This window comes from Halopseudomonas pelagia CL-AP6, assembly GCF_000410875.1.
Lineage (GTDB): Bacteria > Pseudomonadota > Gammaproteobacteria > Pseudomonadales > Pseudomonadaceae > Halopseudomonas > Halopseudomonas pelagia.
Genome location: NZ_AROI01000025.1, coordinates 51126 through 69372, shown reverse-complemented (window position 1 = coordinate 69372; position 18247 = coordinate 51126). Strand labels below are relative to the sequence as shown.

The following is an 18247-nucleotide window of genomic DNA, read 5'->3' as shown; positions in this document are numbered from 1 at the left end:
GGTCGAATCAGTTTTTGTCAGCCTGAAGCCTGCGCAGATTGCCGATTACCGATTCCAGTGCCCGGTCAAACAGCTGATTGTCGTCCAGCAGCCGAACCAGACCTTGTTCATAGTGTTGAGCCAGGGTATTGGCACTAAACTCGGCGACCTTCACACCACTACGATTAACGAAAATATACTTGCCGCTGAAGCTGATAACAGCCGCAAGCTTGCAGCGTTGCGGCGGGTCTTCGGTTGCCGTTGCCAGCTCGAACCAACTGCCCGTATGCAATGCGCCAACCCACGCCGCCGCCTTGATATCGGGCAAATCACCAACCAACTCGGGCTCCGGCTGAACAATCTCGGCTTCGATGACCGGAGCATCCACCCGGATCCTGGTCACCTCGGTTAATTCGGCTGGCGTGGTGGCGATTGACACCGATGCGCCGGGGTTGTGCCCAGCATCCTTCAATTGCTCAAGCGAATCGCTCTTCGCGACCACGTAGCCCGCCGGGGCGGGCTCGGCAGCCACTAGCCTGGAAGCGGCATCGACACTCGGCTCCTGTACCAGAGCACTGCCGCTGGTCTGCCCGGCCACTGGCGTGGGCGGCAGCAAACACAACTGCTGCAATTGCTGTAATCGCACAATCAAAGGCGCGCCCTGCTCTGCGCGCAAACCTATCAACTGCAAGCCGTCAGCAACCGCCTGCCGGACTCGCTCATTCATACGCTCCCTTTCAGCCGTCGGCTGCCCTGCCAGCGGCTCGATACTCTCTAACAACTGTTCTGCGACTTGTTTGACGCTGCGCCAGGCCGCCGAATCAGGGCCCTCCCGCAAACAGGTCATCTGCATTACCTGGCTCCAGGTATCACGCAGCAGATCAACCGCAAAGACCGGAAGCGTCTTGCCCATCAACAGCCCGTTCAGCGTCAACGCGACTTGACTGCGCGCAGCCTCTATACGAGCCTTACCTTCTTCAGCATCGCGAGTGCGCTGTTCAAGCCGCTCCGAGCGGCGGCGCTCGACGTTAACGAAGCCGGCCAATTCGGTATGCAAGGAGGCGAAAAGCTCGGGGTCGGGCTCGGGCTGGTCCAACAATCGCTGCACAATGCTGTCGAGCAGGGAATGTAGTTGATCGCGCCGCAGGTCGTCGTGGTCAGTCCAGCCTACGGTCGAACGGGCCAGCTCATTGAGCAAGCGCCGTGCAGGATGACTGGATTGGCTGAAAAACCGCTTGTCGGCAATGGCCACACGCAAAATGGGCAATTGCAAACGTCCGATCATGGCTTTTACTGCGGAGGGCAGCTCTGGATCATCGAGAATGAAGTCAAACAGCATGGACACTAGGCTGATAACGTCATCGTCAACCCTTTCCAACGCGCGGGTCTGCCCACTCTGTTCCCGCTGACGCCGCAGTAACTGATTGATTTGCGAGCGCATATCCTGGCGCGGGATGAATTCTTCGCCATCATACCCGGCAACATCAGTGCTCAGGAAATCGCTGCTTGACAGATCAGCCAGCATACCGAGCAATTCGTTACTGCGCAGCGGCTGCGTGGAAGGCGAACCCATCGATGACAGAGCCGCATCGCCACTGGCATGCCGCCAGTTACCAATCAACTCACTGAACATCGATAATACTTGCTGGTGCTCAGCCGAACCCTGGCCACCTGCTTGTGCCGGGCCATGCCCTTGTTGCCCAGCAGCCGCATTTGCGCCGGTCATCCTCGCCGCAGCCTGCCGGCCTGCAGTGCTCTTCAGATCAGGCAACACGCCAGACAGGATCAGTTGCTTATTGATCTCGTCGTAAAAGCCGTCGAGCTGATTGAAAACATAGCGCTCGAACAACTTGAAGATGATTAGCCTGACTTTGATATCCAACTGCAACTCAGCCAAGGTGTCAACAAACACCCGGGACAGCATAGCCGGACCGATAGGCAAATCCTGGTCATCGACCCGACGCTTAACCAAGCTGTTGAAACGGATCGACAGGTGCGACAACGAGCCTTGGTTGCGCGTCACCGCCCGGCCTATCATGCTGTCTAGAGCAACCGTCTCTTCCAGCTCATCTGGCTGTACCAGCGAAAGAGTATCGAGCTCAAAATTGTGGATAGAAGCAGGTACAACCCGCTCGGCCTCTTGATTAAGCGCCTCCAGCTCACGCATCAGCCCGTGGCAGCAATCTTTGGTAATTTTGTGACGCTGCAGCCGCACCGCACGCATGGCCTCGAAAAACAGCGTTTGCTCATTATTGTTGCCAGCCCGATCAGCCATCTCAAACAGACTGTCGTCGGCATTATCAAACAGCGTGGTCAAAGCAGATTTGAGAAAATCGACCGCTTGCTTGCGCACCGGCATGAGGGGCGAAGGCAGATGGGAGGGTCTGTTTGGATCAAAGCTCGCCACCGCAGTATCGGCGGAGGAACTGATAGGGACAATTTTACGGTCGCGGGCCATACGTATTCTCCAGGCAGTGCGGTACTGCCTTCTACAACGCCAACGGAGTTCACCCTGCTATATGCCACTTCCTGTAGTTTGCAGTCCGTATGTCATGAATTTGGCGTCAATTTAAAAAATAGTATACAGGCATTTATGACGCAGCTATTCACCACATGTCGATTCCTTGACCGACTTCACACTTCGCGCGGCACCTGGGTCCACAAATTAGACGCATTCCTGTAACAATTAGACGCTCTAAGGCAGGCTAGAAGCGCTTAAGAACGCCATGCTTTGGCGGCAGGCAATAATCGGTAACAATGAACTGGCTTTTAACCGCGTCACTCGCATTCAACACGATACCTGAACTATAACAAACGGACGGAGAGCCACATTAATGGAATCACTTATCGGGATAATCAGTGCCATCAACGGCGTGGTGTGGGGGCCAGCCATGCTGGTTCTTCTCGCCGGTACAGGCTTGTACCTCACACTGGGCCTGAAACTGACCCCGCAGCGCAAGCTTGGCTATGGCTTTCGCATGTTGTGGCGCGGGCGCAAGAGCAGTGAAGAAGGTGACATCAGCCCGTTCAACGCACTGATGACAGCCCTGTCGGCTACCGTAGGCACAGGTAATATCGCCGGGGTAGCCACGGCCGTTTTCTTCGGCGGACCCGGCGCCCTGTTCTGGATGTGGGTTATTGCTGTGGTTGGCATGGCTACCAAGTTCTGCGAAGCGACCCTGGCTGTCCACTACCGCGAGAAAGACGCCAACGGCCATCATGTTGGCGGCCCGATGTACTACATCAAAAATGGCCTGGGCATAAAGTGGAAGTGGCTGGGCGTGCTATTCGCCATTTTCGGCATGCTCGCCGGTTTTGGTATTGGCAATACCATTCAGTCCAACTCGGTGTCAGATGCGCTGCAAAGCACCTTTGGCATTCAACCTTTGGTGACGGGCATCGTCATTGCCGTTCTGGTTGCGCTGGTGCTGATCGGTGGCATCAAGCGGATTGGTGAGGTTGCCGGCAAACTGGTACCGATCATGGCGCTCTTCTACGTAGGCGGCGGCCTGATCATCCTGATCATACATGCTGACCGCCTGCCGGAAGCCTTCAGCCTGATCTTCTACCATGCGTTCAACCCGATTGCTGCTGCTGGCGGTTTTGCCGGCGCGACCATCTGGGCCGCCATGCGCTTTGGTATCGCCCGCGGCGTATTCTCCAACGAAGCCGGCCTGGGCAGCGCCCCGATCGCCCACGCCGCCGCGCAAACCAACGACCCGATTCGCCAGGGCACCGTGGCCATGCTCGGCACCTTTATCGACACCATCATTATCTGCTCCATCACCGGCCTGGTGATCATGGTCACTGGTGCCTGGCAGAGTGGTGAAAACGGCGCGTCCATGTCTGCACTGGCCTTTAACGAGGGCCTGCCGGGCGGCTGGGGTCAGTACATTGTGAGTATCGGCCTGGCGGTGTTTGCCTTCACCACCATCATCGGCTGGAGCTTCTATGGTGAAAAATGTACCCAGTTCCTGTTTGGTGAAAAGTCCAACGTCCCGTTCCGCGTACTCTGGGTACTGGCCATTCCGCTGGGCACTCTGCCGATCGTGGACTTGGGCAGCCTGTGGCTGGTCGCCGACACGCTGAATGCGATGATGGCGATTCCTAATCTGATTGCGCTGTTGTTGCTGAGCCCGGTGGTCTTCAAGCTGACCAAGGATTATTTCAACAACCCGGCCAATCTGCTGAAAAACACCTAAGCAACCGCTGTGATACCCGCCCTTCCTGGGCGGGTATTTTCCTTCTGATCGGGTATACTCGCCGGCTGATGCCGACCCGCGACGGAGCCCGTATGCCCAACCTGACCCTCGACACCCTACAGCAGACCATCATTGACGATGTGCGCCGTGCGCTGGCAGAAGATGTCGGTTCCGGCGATATTACCGCCGCGTTGATTCCTGCTGATCGCTTGGCCACTGCAACCATTCTCACCCGCGAAGCGGCAATCCTGTGCGGCACAGCCTGGGCCGACGAGGTGTTCCGCCAGGTCGACCCCGCGATCAAGGTGCAGTGGCTGGCCAAGGACGGTGAGCAGATGCAACCTGATCAGGTATTCTGCAAGCTGAGCGGCCCGGCCCGCGGGCTGCTGACGGCTGAACGCAGCGCGATGAATTTCATTCAAACACTCTCAGCCACGGCAACACGTAGCCGCTATTTTGCGTCGCTGGTCGAAGGCACTTCTGTGCGCCTGCTGGACACCCGCAAAACCCTGCCCGGCCTGCGCATGGCGCAAAAATACGCTGTAACCTGCGGCGGCTGCCACAACCACCGCATTGGCCTGTTTGATGCCTTCCTGATCAAGGAAAATCATATTGCTGCCTGTGGCGGCATTGCCGAAGCGGTCACCCAAGCGCGCAAACTGGCCCCAGGCAAGCCGGTGGAAGTCGAAGTGGAAACCCTGGACGAGATGCAGCAGGCGCTCAGTGCGGGTGCCGACATCATCATGCTGGACGAACTAAGTCACGATGATATGCGTGAGGCCGTAGCACAGACCGCTGGGCGTGCTTCACTGGAAGCCTCGGGAGGGATTACCGAAAAAACCCTACGCAGCGTGGCTGAGACCGGCGTCGACTTTATCTCCATCGGCAGCCTGACCAAGGACATCAAGGCCGTGGATTTGTCTATGCGGCTGAGCATGTAATGGAGGGGGCGATGTAAGGCTGCGCCTACACTAAGACAAGACCTCACACCAAAGAACTAAAAACTAAAAACTAAAAACCCGGCCTTAGCCGGGTTCCGATCACACGCTCCCAATCAATCCCTCACATTCTCATACATCATAAAGCGCGAGGTTTCATACAACCCACGTGTAAGCGGCAGCAGCCGCTGGTACTCATCAGGATGCTCCTCCGCCACGTTGGTAAGCGGCGTCATGGAGTGCAGATCATGCAGGCTAGGCTCGGTACCGTCATAGTTCATCTGCAGCAGGAAATCCTTACTCACCGCACCAATCAACGGGAAACTGCCCTCGCGAAGCACCACCGGCACCACCCGCTCACCTTCAGGTGCTGGCTGCAACAGATCGCGACCCATAGTACGGTTGTCGTATTCCACGCCCAACAAACTCGCAATCGTGGGTAGCAGATCCGCCAGGCCCACCGCCTCGTCAAACTCACGGGGCGGCAGCAGCTTGGGAGCGTAGATCAGCAGGGGAACGTTGTTGCTTTCCAACCCTAGTTGGTCGAATGCCGGCTTCATGAAATCGATATTGGCAATGCGGGTATTGTGGTCGCCAAACATCACGAAGATAGTGTTATCAAAATAGCCGCCCTCCTTGGCCAGATCGATCATACGCCCCAGGTTAAAGTCGAGCAGCCGCGCAGCATTGTATTGCGCCACGCTGCGCGAGCCCGCTGCTTCTACCTCCGCGAGCGGGCGGTCAATCGCTTCAAACCCATCATTGTCTGCCGGAATGGTAAAGGGTCGGTGGTTGCCTGCGGTCTGAATGTAGGCGAAGAAAGGCTTGTCCCTCGGCAAATCCCGCAGAATCTGGTCGGTCTCCTTGAACAGATCAAGATCCGAGATTCCCCAGACGTCGGCATTTTTTGCTTTCCAACCCCCTTCCTCATACAGCTTTATCCCATCAATACTCTGGCGAATCAGCGCATTCATATTCGCCCAGCCGGAGTTACCGCCAATGGTGTAAACCTTGTGGTATCCCTCAAGCTCATTGATCAAGGTGTGCTGATTGGTGATCAAAGGATTACGGGTGGCCGTTTGCGAACGCGACACATCAGGAATGCCGGTGATGCTCGCCCAAACAGTCTTGGCCGTGCCGGTTACCGGCACATAGAAGTGCCGGAAAAACCAGCTCTCCTGCGCCATACGGTCAATATTCGGCGTGGGGTTCAGCGGGTTACCGTAAGCCCCCACGGCAGTGGTACCCAGTGATTCGAGCATGACAAAAACGATATTAGGTGGCTGCGCCACATCCAGCTGGTGCGGCTGCACCCCGACCTGACGATTGAGCGTGAGCTGCTCCGCGTCTACCTTTTCGACACCCAAGTAACGGCTGACCACCGGGTAATGCTCACGCACCTGATCCAGGTCATAGCGTTCCTGGGGCACGCTCAAAGTGTCATAAAAAAAGATGACTGGATTGAGACCCAGTGCACCTACCTGGCTATCCCCCGAGAAAAAGGCATCACTCCAGCGCAACGGCACCGGATTTTCCAGATTGATATTGGCATAGCGACCAAGAATCGCCAGGAACACCACCACCACCATCACCACGCTACCAAGTATCCGGGACCAGAGCGGTATAACCGTTTTCGGTTGATCGAGGGTAGCCTTCTCCAAGCGCATTAACGCCCAAACCGAGGCGACCAGCATGGTCAGCCAGGCTAACGTGATCCAGATTACCGGATAGCTCTCCCAGACCATCTGCTGGGAGATACCGGCATCGGCAATGAACTTGAGTGCGGAGGCGTTGAGGCGCACACCCAGATAGGCGTAGTGGCCAAAATCGAAAATGTACAGCAGCAGCACAATGCCCAGCGCAAGGACCAGATACAGCCGCGCCACCCAGCGCAGCAGGCTTGAGCGCAGACTGTTCCACACGGGAAGCCAGGCCAATAGCATGGCCGGCAACATCAGCAGGATAGCCAACCGCAGATCGAAGCGTACACCGATACTCAGGGTTTCGAGTACAACGTCCAACGGCTGTTCTGCCCCGGGGGTGACTGCCGAAAAACCGAAATAGAACAGTGCCCGCAAAGCAACCAGCAAAACAAAAAGGATCGCCACACCACCAAGAAAATAGTGCAGACGACGCGATCTTAACCAGGCCATATTGGCTCCTAGTGAAACTATAGAATGAGGGTGCGCTTGGTTTAATGCGGTCAGGCAGAGATTTCAGCCAACGACCGGTAGTTTTGCAACTGAGGCCACGCCCCCTGCTTGGCAACCAAGCACTCTATAGCCGAGCACAGTGTTGAGCAAGAGGGGGCTGGTGGCCGGCAGTCTATGGCGGCGTCAGTTGCACCATCAGGTCACGGCAATCCGTCACGTGCCAGTCAGCCAGCTCTGGCCATTGGTTGTCCGCATGGACCAAGCACGTATGGCAACCCGCCGCCCTACCTGCCTCAAGGTCAAAACGAAAGTCGCCGACCATAACAGCCTGAGTCCGCGCCACTGACCACCTCCCGAGCAGTTGATGAATGCCGTCCGGGTCAGGTTTAGGCAAGGCTTGGTCACGTCCGAGGATATGCTCGGGGGCAAAACAGTCCAACACCCCGAGCAGCTCGAGGGAAGACCTTGCGACCTGTTGAAGGTTGCGGGTGAGAATACCGATGTGACGCCCCGACTCGTGCAGATGCCTGATCAGCTCGGCCGCGCCCGGCGCAGCGCGCACCTCTGCGGCCAACCGCATCTCGATCGCGTCCAGCTGGGAGCTAAGCTGCTCACGCTCGGACAAGGGGCGGCTGGCGATAAAACAAAGTATGTCGTCCCCGGCAGGGATGCCCAACTCGCGACGAATCGCCGCGAAATCGTGCTGCGCCAGCGTTAACGTACCATCCAGATCAAACACCCACGCCTTAAGATCATGCATGGCTCAGCCCTGCACCTTGCGCATCAGTGATTCTTGGGTAATGGACGCTACCAGCACGCCGTCACGATTGAATATCTGCCCGCGGGACAAGCCGCGTGAGCCGCTCGCAGAGGGGCTGTCCATCGCATACAGCAACCAGTCATCCATGCGCAGCGGCTGATGGTACCAGATGGAGTGATCAAGACTCGCGACCTGCATCTTGCGTGACCAGGACGATACCGCATGGGGCAACATGGCGGTGCCCAGCAGATGGAAGTCTGACGCATAGGCCAACAGATAGCGATGCAGCTGCGGGTCATCCGGCAAACAGCCGTCGGCCCGGAACCACATATGCCGAACCGGCTCTGCGACCTGAGGCTCGAATGGATTGAACACTTCCACCGGACGAATTTCGATTGGTTTGTCGACTAGCACTTTCTCGCGCACTTTCTCATTGAGCAGATGCTGCTGGTCGCGGGTGATTTCGGTTTCATTGCGCAGATCGTCGGGGCCAGGCACATCCGGCATGACCGCTTGATGGGTATAACCTTCCTCATCGCCTTGAAAGGAGCAAATCATGGTAAAGATCGGCTTGCCTTTCTGGATCGCCTGCACCCGCCGCGTGGTGAAACTGCCGCCATCGCGTAACGGATCGACCTGATAGATGATCGGCAGCGTCGGATCCCCAGGACGCAGGAAATAACCATGCACCGAATGGACGTGGCGTAGCACATCGACCGTCTGGCTGGCGGCGGAAAGCGACTGGCCAAGCACCTGGCCGCCAAAGAGTTGCTTGAACCCCAGATCCTGGCTCATGCCACGAAACAGATTCTCTTCAATTTTCTCCAGCGCCAGCAGGCTTACCAGATCATCCAGCATGTGCGACATAGTGCTTGGTTCCTCGACGGCAGCCGGCCCATAAGACCGGAAACGATATAAAAGCGCTGCGACAGAATGTCACCCAGCGGGACATTCTAACCGCTAAACCGTCGTTTTTGGTAACGCCTGCGTGGTTGTTGCCGGCTAGGCCACTGAATCATACTGCTGGCCGATTATCGTCAAGTGAGGAGCATGGATGGATCTGCCCCTGGTCTACCATCCGGATTACAGCTTTGAATTCCCGGCCGCCCATCGCTTTCCGATGGACAAATTTGTGCGCTTGCACGACCACCTGCGCGCCACTGGCACGCTGCATGATGGCAACCTGTGCTTACCGCAAATTTGTCCGGATGACCTGCTCGCCCTGGCGCACGATCCGGATTACGTTGCCCGCTTCCATGATGCCAGCCTGGCCACGCAGGAGCTGCGGCGCATGGGCCTGCCCTGGAGTGAAGCTCTGGTGCGCAGAACCACTCGAGCGGTAGGTGGTTCGATACTGACCGCCGAGCTGGCCTTACAATACGGCTTGGCATGCCATCTAGCCGGCGGCACCCACCACGCCCATTACGACTTCGCTTCCGGCTTCTGCGTGTTCAACGATCTGGCAATCATCAGCCGCTATATGTTGGCCAGCGGCAAGGCTCAGCGCGTACTGATCTTCGATTGCGATGTGCATCAGGGCGATGGTACCGCCCGTATTCTCGAGCACGATGCCGAGGCCATCACTGTCTCGCTGCACTGTGAAAATAACTTTCCGGCACGCAAAGCCCACAGTGACTGGGACATTCCGTTGCCCAGGAACCTGGATGATGAGGGCTATATCCGCATTGTCGATGATGTGCTCAATTACTTGCTGCCACTCTATCAACCCGATCTGCTGCTCTATGACGCTGGCGTGGATGTGCATCAGCAGGACGCGCTCGGTTATCTGAATTTGACCGACCAGGGCATAGCGCGACGCGACCGCCAGGTTATCGAACATTGCCTGGCCCGCGACATTCCGGTGTGCGCGGTGATTGGTGGCGGTTATGACAGCAATCGCGAAGCCCTCGCCCGCCGTCATGCCATTTTGCATCACAGTGCGCAGCAGATTTGGCGTGAGAGGGGATTGAGTTAAACTGCCGGCCAACATTTGCTCAACGGACCTCCCCCATGCGTTCACCTTCGTCATCCAGTGTCGCCGTTATCGGTGCCGGCCCTGCCGGCTTGATGGCCGCCGAAACGCTGGCCGCGGCAGGTTTGGCGGTGGATGTTTACGATGCCATGCCCTCGGTAGGGCGCAAGTTTCTGCTTGCTGGCGTCGGCGGGATGAATATTACCCATTCCGAAGAGGCCGCCGGCTTTGTCAGCCGCTACCGCGAAGCCAGCCCCTGGGTGAGCGAATGGCTGGCCGAGTTCGACGCCAGCCAACTGCGCGAGTGGATTCACAGTTTGGGAATAGACACCTTTATCGGTTCGTCCGGCCGCGTATTCCCTTCAGACATGAAAGCCGCCCCATTGCTCCGCGCCTGGCTTAGGCGGCTGCGCGAGCAAGGCGTAAGCTTGCATAACCGCCACCGCTGGATAGGCTGGAATGCGCAGCACCAGTGTCTGTTTGATACCCCGCAGGGCCAGCAAACCAAGACTCACCGCGCTGTGATACTGGCATTGGGCGGCGGCAGTTGGTCGCGGCTAGGGTCAGACGGCGCCTGGGTTAACCTGCTACAAACGCAAGGCATCAAGGTGCGTGACTTGCTACCCGCCAACGGCGGTTTTACCCGCCAGTGGAGCTCACACCTAAGTCAGCGCTTTGCCGGCCATCCGCTTAAACAGATTATTGCCAGACTGGTACTGCCCGACGGCAGCACGTGGGAAAAGCGCGGCGAATGCATCGTTACCCATGACGGCCTGGAAGGTAGTTTGATCTATGCCCTGTCTGCGCCGCTGCGCGATCAACTACTGCAGAACGGCCAGGCGCGGCTAACACTGGACCTGGCCCCGGATCGCACGGGCGAACAACTTGCCGAGACGTTGCGCAAGCCACGGTCTGGCCAGACACTGGCCTCGGTCCTGCGCAAGCGCGCAGGCCTTGATACATTGAAGATCGCCCTGCTGCACGAGTGCCTGGACAAGCAGATATTCTCTGACGCGGCCCGCTTGGCGGCCAGCATCAAAACATTGCCTGTTGAATTGACCGGCATGCGTCCTTTGGATGAAGCCATCAGTAGTGCGGGCGGCGTAGTCCGCGAAGCCTTTGATCAGAACCTGATGCTCAAGGACCTGCCCGGAGTCTTCTGCGCTGGAGAGATGCTCAATTGGGAAGCGCCCACTGGCGGCTACCTGCTAACAGCGTGCTTTGCCAGCGGGCGTCGCGCAGGTCAGGGCGCGATCGACTATCTGGGCTTGTAACCCAGACACGCCTACCTGACATCAACGTTCTGGTTTGACGCCGGACAGCTTGGGCAACATCCAGCGCTCGAACAGGCCGGGGAACCATCGCGCCAGCAAACGTGCCCGCCAGTCAACGTTGGATAGCACCATCAACTGTTTGCGCTTTACTGCCCCGCGGTAGATATCATCGGCCACGTCGCTCGGCGAAGACACCTTGAAGGGTGCATTGATAATCTGCTTACTGACCGAACCGTCCCCGACCAACGCATTTTTGCGGATATCCGTGGCGGTAAAGCCTGGGGTGACCAACATCACGTTCACGCCCTGCGGGCGGATCTCCATGCGCAGCGTTTCGAACAGGCCATGCAGTGCATGTTTGCTGGCGTTGTAGGCACTGCGGTACAACAGCGGAGCGAAGCTCGACAGTGAACTGAGTACGATAATCTGCCCTTGGCGTTGCACGATGCTCGGCAATGCCTGCTGGGTGCAGTGCAAGGCACCGAAGTAGTTGACCGCCATGATCCGTTGGAACACCGCAAGATCGGTATCGGCGAAGGCGCTGCGATGGGTGATGCCGGCGTTGTTGATCAGTACGTCAATACCGCCAAAATGCTCGAGCACCTGACAGATGGCCTGCTCGCACGCCTGGGGGTCGGCAACATCACAACGGATCGCCAGGACTTCGGCGTTGAGTTTATCCATCAGTTGCTGCCGGAATGCCAGCAGGGGCTCGTCCTGCACATCCAGAATGGCGATTCGCGCACCGGACTGGGCAAATCTCAATGCCAACGCGCGCCCGATACCTGCGCAACCGCCGGTAATGACAACCACTTTCTGCTGAAACGCGCCCCTGACCATGATGGCCTGCCCTCACCCTGTTGTTTGCCACAAGAGTGAGGGAAAAGCTGCTAGGTCGCAAGCATCAGGGTGCCAGGCGTTCGCGCCGCCAGCTACCGTCGATCAGTCGGTAATTGAGCCGGTCGTGCAGGCGGCTTGGCCGGCCCTGCCAGAACTCGATCAGCTCTGGCTTGAGACGAAAACCGCCCCAGTGCGGGGGGCGTTCGGGAGCTTGGTCGGCGTACTGCTGCTGTAGTTGCTCGAGGTTGTTCTCCAGCACATCGCGGCTGGCAATAACCTCGCTCTGCGGGGAGGCCCAGGCACCCAACCGACTGCCCAGCGGACGGCTGTGATAATAGGCGTCGGACTCTTCATCGCTGATGCGCTCGACCGCACCCTCAATGCGTACTTGGCGCTCCAGGTCATGCCACCAGAAGGTGATCGCGGCTTGGGGATTAGCTTGGAGCTGCTGGCCTTTGGCGCTTTCATAGTTGGTGAAAAACACGAAACCACGATCATCCACGCCCTTGAGCAGCAGCGTGCGCAGATGGGGCTGACCAGCCCCATCGACGGTAGCGAGCATCATGGCGTTGGCTTCGGTGGTTTCGATTTCTACCGCCTGTTCAAACCAGGTGGCGAACAGGCTCAGGGGTTCTTCAGGTGCCTGGGTTTCCAGCAGGCCGTCGCGGGTATAGTCGCGACGCAGTTCGGCTACATCGGATTTCATATTCACTACTCCGGGTCACAATGCTCTTATGCTAGCACTTTACGCGCGCAGGACATTGACGCCGGACAAGCTCTGCATCAATCCTGCTGTTTCAGACAGCGATAGATTTCGCGGCTCAGTGCCAGCGCCCGTGGATCCATCAGTACATAGGGACCCATGGCGTTGGTGACATAGCCAAAGCCGACGCCGGCCTCGGGATCGCAAAAGCCCAGCGAGCCGCCGGCACCTGGATGCCCGAAGGCCTGGGAGCCCATGCCGAAACCGCCACCTTCGTAGTCCTGTTCGAGCATGACGCCGAGGCCGAAACGCGTGGGTGCGAGCAGGGTTTTATCCATCCCCTGGCTGTGCTCGCTACGCATCAGGCCGACTAAGTCGCTATCCAGCAGATGCGCGCCGTCCAGGCTGCCGCCGTGGGCTAGCACTTGCCAGAAACGCGCAAGGGAACGGGCATTGCCGGTGCCATTGGCAGAAAATATTTCAGCCTGCTGCCATTCGCGTTTGTTGGTACTGACCATCATGCTCGAGGGGTTGCCGAAGGCTTTGAAGCCCATACCCTCGGGCTGGCCCATGGAGGCGAAGAGTTTGCGCGCGTAGTCGTCGCCGTATTGATTGCGCAGCCGCGATACGTGGGCGATACGCTGCAACTGGTCATCTGGCACACCAACGAAAAAGTCCATGCCCAGCGGCTGACAGATATGCTGCCGAATGTAGCCGCCGGGACGTTCTCCGCTCAGCCGTCTGAGCGGCTCGCCGAGCAGCCAGGCGTAGGTGACCGGTGCGTAGCCGTGGGTTTCACCGGGTGGCCACCAGGGCGTTTGGGCGACCAGCGCGGCGGTCATGGCATCCCAGTCGAATAGAGCTTCGGGGGGCAATGTTTGACTGATAGCGGACAAGCCCGAGCGATGGCTGAGCACCTGGCGCAGGGTGACCTGTTCTTTGCCAGCCCGGGCAAATTCGGGCCAGGCGTCAGCCAGCGGGCTATCGAGTTCGATACGACCGGCTTCGACCTGCTGCAATAGCGCGACTGCGCCCAGCGGTTTGGTACAGGAGAATACGTTAACCAGTGTGTCCTGTTCCCAGACCTGCTGATTGTCCTTATCTACCACGCCCTGCCACAGATCCAGCACCGTTTCGCCGCCGACGGTCACGCACAAGGCGCTACCGCGCGCCTGCTCATCAGTCTGCTGCTCGGCAAACAGTTCGCGTACGGTTTCGAAACGCGGATCGAAATAGCCCTGGACGTTGCTCATGGAATGCTTCCCTATTGGAGGTTGTTATGGGGTTATTAAACCCGAGCGTGGTTGCTATTACAGTACTCATAAACAGCTGGAATAGCGTTTGTGTGCGACCGGGTGATAGAGCGACTGCGAGCTTGAGGTAAAGCTGAGGCCGGTAAAGAGGGCGCAAAAACCGATTATTCTAATCCGTGCTGGGCGGCACTCCCGAACGGCAACCCCTCAACTCTGTGCCTTCCATTTCAACGCTTCTACCCCCCAACACCGGGTTTAGCTTGTAGCTTGCCGCTAAGTAACGACTAATCAATCTCCCGCCGAAACGGCGGCAAGGCATTGAGAATCGCCTTGCCATAACGCTGGGTCACCAGTCGGCGATCCAGCAGCGTGACCACACCGCTGTCCTGTTCATTACGCAGCAATCGCCCGCAGGCCTGGATCAGCCGCAGGCTGGCGTCCGGTACGGCGATCTCCATAAAGGGATTGCCGCCATTGTGCTCGATCCATTCGCTGAGCGCCGCTTCCACCGGATCATCCGGCACGGCGAAGGGAATCTTGGCAATCACCACGTGCTCACAGTAACGCCCCGGCAAATCGACGCCTTCGGCAAAACTGGCCAGGCCGAAAATCACGCTGGGATTTTCTTTATCAACCTGCGCGCGGTGCTGGCGGATCAGTTCCTGCTTAGACAGGTCACCCTGCACCAGCACGCGTTCGCGGAAATCCCGAGGCAGGCCGGCGTAGACTTCAAGCATCTGCCGGCGCGAGGAAAACAGCACCAAACTGCCCATGGCATCAGCCAGAATGCTCGGCAAATGCTCGATAATTGAGGCGCTGTGGCCAGGGCCGTCACGCGGGTCGGCGCCATGATTGGGGATGCGCAGCACGCCCTTTTCGGCGTACTGGAACGGGCTGGGCGCCAGGGTGCAGACGGCGCCTTTGGGCAAGCCGGCGCGCATGCTGAAGCGGTCGAACCGGCCGAGGGCGGTCAGCGTCGCGGAGGTCACGAGGCAGCCAAACGCGGTGTACCAGAGGAACTGCCGCAGGGTATCGGCGGCCATGATCGGGCTGACGTGCACTTCTATATCGTTCTGTTCGGTCAGCGTCAGCCAGCGCGCTGTCGGCGGTTTGTCTTCGGCGTCTTCGAGACAGAACTGGGTCCAGAGTGTCCAGTTGCCCTGGGAGCGCGCCAACAGCGCGCCGAACAGGGGGTACCATTCTTCGGCTTGATGCGAGGTGACGCCCACCGCTTCACCATCCATTGCGTCTTTCAACTGATCGACCAGGCGTTGCAGCAGGTCGGTGATCCGCCCGAAACCGGCCTTGAGTTCGAGGCCCATATCGCGCAGGTGCTCGGGAATCACGCCGTCCTTGAAGCGGTGCTGTGGCCGCACCTGGCCGGTGACGTCTTCGGCACTGGCAAAGTCGGATACTTCGGTCAAAGCCTGCGCCATAAATTGCTGGTGCGGCTTCAGATCACGCGCCAGCTGTGGCACCTGTTCGAGAAAGCGGCCAAAATCACCCGGTAACGGATGTTGCGCCAGCAGTTTGCTGAGGTTTTTGTCCAGTTGCTCCAGCCATTCGGCGGTGGCAGCCATGCGCGTGTGGTGGGCAAAATGGGCGATGGCCTTGTCCGGCAAGTGATGGCCTTCATCGAAAATATACAGACAATCACGTGGGTCGGGCAGGATGGCGCCGCCGCCCAAGGCCAGATCGGCCAATACCAGGTCGTGATTGGTGACGATTACGTCGACCTTCTGCACACCTTCGCGAGCCTTGTAGAACACGCATTGGTTGAAATGTCCGCAACGCCGATTGGTGCACTGGATATGATCGGTGGTTAGCCGCGACCAGTCCTGATCGGCCAGTGCCTCGGGCCAGGAGTCGCGTTCGCCGTCCCATTTCTTGCTGGCCAATGATTCGACCATGCGGGTGTAGAGTTTGAGGCCGGCTTCATCTACTTCAAGATTGAAGCCTTCGTCGGCAAAGCCCTGCTGGCGGCTGGCCAAGGACTGGTTTTCGCTGAGCAGTTGATCGAGCTTGGACAAACAGACATAACGCCCACGGCCCTTGGCCAAGGAAAACTGGAAGTTCAGCCCGGCATTGCGCTGAATGTCGGGCAGATCCTTGAGCACGATCTGTTCCTGCAACGCGACCGTGGCAGTGGAGATGACCAGCGGTTTGCCCAGGTGCTTGGCGATCGGTATTGCAGCCAGGCAATAGGCGACAGTCTTGCCGGTGCCAGTGCCCGCTTCCACGACCGCCACGGCCGGATCGCCGTCACGACGGTTTTCGTCGTTCAGCTTGATACCACCGAACAGCTTGGCGACCTCGGCAATCATCATCCGCTGGCCGTAACGCGGCTTCAGCGACTTGTTTTCGAGAAAGGTGCGGTAGGCCGTCTGGATCTGGCCTTTCAGTTCATCATTCAGCATGCGGGCTCCGGATAAGGACGGCATGATAACACTGATGGTCTTTTCAACGATGATCTGCAAGGCAACAAACGACCGCCTGGCGGGGAACCGCTTTACTTGCAGTTTTCGCTTGCGGCTAGCGGGTTAAGGCCTGAAGCTAAATGCCCTGATTTTTTGGATCGACAGGAAAGTTTATGTCAGACAGCCCCACTTCTGCCCTGTTGGCGATACTTGACCAGTATCAGCCGACCAGCCTGCTGTGCATTAGCCGCGAGCCGGTCCCGGCTGTCAGCGCCTTTTGCGCGGCGCATGCCGGCTGCGAGGTAACCAGTACCAGCCAGGTGCCGCTGCCTGCGGCGTTAGCCAACCGGCGTTATGATCTGGCCATTGTCGCCGACCAATTGGAAACCCTGGCCATGCGCACAGGTGTCGAGCTGCTTGCCGGCCTGCGTAATCTTAGCGTCAGCCGCATGGCGGTATTGGTGGATTTGCAGGCGGCTGACGGATGGCAGGAGAATGATTTTTTCGGGCTGGCAATGCGGCGTCATGCCCGTTTCGACAAGGATCAGCGCAGCCTGACCCTATTCACCTATGATTTGGCTGAGTACAAGAGCGTGCCTGACTGGCTGAACTCCAAATACTGGGCCAATCCGGACATGTTTGATAAATACTGGTGGTAAGTATGCAAGGCTCTTCTTCTACGCCCACGCCTTCAGAGTGCCCCTGCGGCACCGGTAAGCAGTACCACGAGTGCTGCCAACCCTTGCACACGGACGCGCCAGCGCTTGATGCCGAACAGCTGATGCGCTCGCGCTACAGCGCTTACGCCCTTGGACTTGTCGATTATCTGGTAAGCAGCACATTGCCTGCCCAGCAATCATTGCTTGATTACCAGGCCATGGCGCAGTGGAGTAGCGCCAGCACCTGGCTCGGGCTGGATGTTGAAGCGGCCCCGCCTGTTGACCAACACGCGCAGCGCGCCCAGGTGACTTTTGCCGCGCACTGGGCTGACCCAGATGGGCAGCGACACAGTCACCGGGAGTGTTCGGATTTTGTCAGGAAACAGGATCGCTGGTTTTTTATCGACCCAAACCATCCGATCCAGGCGGGCAGAAACGATCCCTGCCCTTGCGGCTCGGGCAAGAAATTCAAGCAGTGCTGCAGCCTTTAAAGACGCAGCACCGTTCAATCCTGCAGTTTGAGATGATCGATGTTGGGCTTGACCGGCTTAACCTCCGGCCGCAGTTGTTCCAGATCACTGCCGGGCGGTGCCAGGCTCAGCGCTGAGAGGTCAATCGGCAGGGCAACGAATTCTTCATACTCATCCTGCAGATCCGCACCGACCGGGGCAATACCGAAATTCGGCGCCTCCACTTCGCTGAAAGCCGCCATATAGGCGTCCCGCGGCTTTACCGACGAGTCACTAGCCGCGCTGTTCTGCGGGCTAGTTGCGCCAGCGCCGACGCTAGGTGCCGCTCCCGGTGCAGCTATAGCCGCAGGAGCTTCTTCCCGCCCCATTCGGTCCACACTGCAGATCGCCCCAGCGCGCTCAATCGCCTGGCGATATTTTTCTGCCGAGGCCTCGTCCAGACCCTGCTTTATCACCACGCGGCGACCGGAAAATAACACCTCTAACTGGTCATCACCCACTTGAAAAAGCTGTCCGATCCGCGCTCTGGCCTGCTCCAGCGTGACGCCGGGGCGAACCTGTCCTTGAAACGCTATTTCAAAAAGAGGCATCTTGTCTCTCCTTTGCAGTGATTAGTTAGGCAGTAGT

At 58.2% G+C, this 18247-nt stretch carries 15 protein-coding genes; 6 read left to right on the top strand and 9 right to left on the bottom strand.

Going from position 1 to position 18247, the window contains the following annotated elements:
• Window positions 1-7: 7 nt before the first annotated feature.
• Window positions 8-2437: a DUF1631 domain-containing protein gene (locus K787_RS0117210; protein WP_022964060.1), complete on the bottom strand. Its 2430-nt coding sequence runs from the start codon at window positions 2435-2437 to the stop codon at window positions 8-10.
• Between the two features lie 376 nt (window positions 2438-2813).
• Between K787_RS0117210 and K787_RS0117205 the strand changes: the two genes are divergently transcribed.
• Both K787_RS0117205 and nadC read left to right on the top strand, forming a co-directional pair.
• Window positions 2814-4181 (top strand): alanine/glycine:cation symporter family protein, encoded by a 1368-nt coding sequence (locus K787_RS0117205; RefSeq protein ID WP_022964059.1) that lies wholly within the window; start codon window positions 2814-2816, stop codon window positions 4179-4181.
• Window positions 4182-4273: 92 nt separating this feature from the next.
• On the top strand, window positions 4274-5122 hold the full coding sequence (gene nadC, locus K787_RS0117200; RefSeq protein ID WP_022964058.1) for a carboxylating nicotinate-nucleotide diphosphorylase: 849 nt from the start codon (window positions 4274-4276) through the stop codon (window positions 5120-5122).
• 113 nt (window positions 5123-5235) lie between these two features.
• On the opposite strand, the gene K787_RS0117195 is transcribed toward nadC, so the two are convergent.
• From K787_RS0117195 to tesB, 3 genes are all read right to left on the bottom strand, one after another.
• Window positions 5236-7272, bottom strand: coding sequence for an LTA synthase family protein (locus tag K787_RS0117195; RefSeq protein WP_022964057.1), 2037 nt, complete (start codon window positions 7270-7272; stop codon window positions 5236-5238).
• A gap of 172 nt (window positions 7273-7444) precedes the next feature.
• The gene (locus K787_RS0117190; RefSeq protein ID WP_022964056.1) at window positions 7445-8032 is read right to left on the bottom strand and encodes an HAD family hydrolase; all 588 of its coding nucleotides are present in this window, start codon (window positions 8030-8032) and stop codon (window positions 7445-7447) included.
• 3 nt (window positions 8033-8035) lie between these two features.
• Window positions 8036-8899 (bottom strand): acyl-CoA thioesterase II, encoded by an 864-nt coding sequence (gene tesB, locus K787_RS0117185; protein WP_022964055.1) that lies wholly within the window; start codon window positions 8897-8899, stop codon window positions 8036-8038.
• Window positions 8900-9086: 187 nt separating this feature from the next.
• On the opposite strand from tesB, the gene K787_RS0117180 reads away from it, so the two are divergent.
• Window positions 9087-10007, top strand: coding sequence for a histone deacetylase family protein (locus K787_RS0117180; protein WP_022964054.1), 921 nt, complete (start codon window positions 9087-9089; stop codon window positions 10005-10007).
• Between the two features lie 35 nt (window positions 10008-10042).
• Complete coding sequence (locus tag K787_RS0117175; RefSeq protein WP_022964053.1) at window positions 10043-11278, top strand: TIGR03862 family flavoprotein; 1236 nt, start codon at window positions 10043-10045, stop codon at window positions 11276-11278.
• Between the two features lie 21 nt (window positions 11279-11299).
• Here the strand turns inward: K787_RS0117175 and K787_RS0117170 are convergent, their stop codons facing one another.
• The 4 genes from K787_RS0117170 to dinG all read right to left on the bottom strand — a co-directional run bounded on the left by K787_RS0117170 (window position 11300) and on the right by dinG (window position 16491).
• Window positions 11300-12118, bottom strand: coding sequence for an SDR family oxidoreductase (locus K787_RS0117170; RefSeq protein ID WP_022964052.1), 819 nt, complete (start codon window positions 12116-12118; stop codon window positions 11300-11302).
• Window positions 12119-12182: 64 nt separating this feature from the next.
• On the bottom strand, window positions 12183-12824 hold the full coding sequence (gene pdxH / locus K787_RS0117165; RefSeq protein WP_022964051.1) for a pyridoxamine 5'-phosphate oxidase: 642 nt from the start codon (window positions 12822-12824) through the stop codon (window positions 12183-12185).
• A gap of 77 nt (window positions 12825-12901) precedes the next feature.
• Window positions 12902-14074, bottom strand: coding sequence for an EstA family serine hydrolase (locus K787_RS0117160; RefSeq protein WP_022964050.1), 1173 nt, complete (start codon window positions 14072-14074; stop codon window positions 12902-12904).
• Between the two features lie 284 nt (window positions 14075-14358).
• Window positions 14359-16491, bottom strand: a complete 2133-nt coding sequence (gene dinG, locus K787_RS0117155) for an ATP-dependent DNA helicase DinG (RefSeq protein ID WP_022964049.1) — start codon at window positions 16489-16491, stop codon at window positions 14359-14361.
• A 173-nt stretch (window positions 16492-16664) separates the two neighbouring features.
• Between dinG and K787_RS0117150 the strand changes: the two genes are divergently transcribed.
• Window positions 16665-17150, top strand: coding sequence for a DUF6231 family protein (locus tag K787_RS0117150; RefSeq protein ID WP_022964048.1), 486 nt, complete (start codon window positions 16665-16667; stop codon window positions 17148-17150).
• Between the two features lie 2 nt (window positions 17151-17152).
• Window positions 17153-17641 carry a YchJ family protein gene (locus tag K787_RS24835; RefSeq protein ID WP_028615052.1) on the top strand — a complete coding sequence of 163 codons (489 nt, stop codon included), beginning with the start codon at window positions 17153-17155 and terminating at the stop codon, window positions 17639-17641.
• 14 nt (window positions 17642-17655) lie between these two features.
• On the opposite strand, the gene K787_RS0117140 is transcribed toward K787_RS24835, so the two are convergent.
• On the bottom strand, window positions 17656-18210 hold the full coding sequence (locus K787_RS0117140) for a hypothetical protein (RefSeq protein ID WP_022964045.1): 555 nt from the start codon (window positions 18208-18210) through the stop codon (window positions 17656-17658).
• Window positions 18211-18247 lie beyond the last annotated feature (37 nt).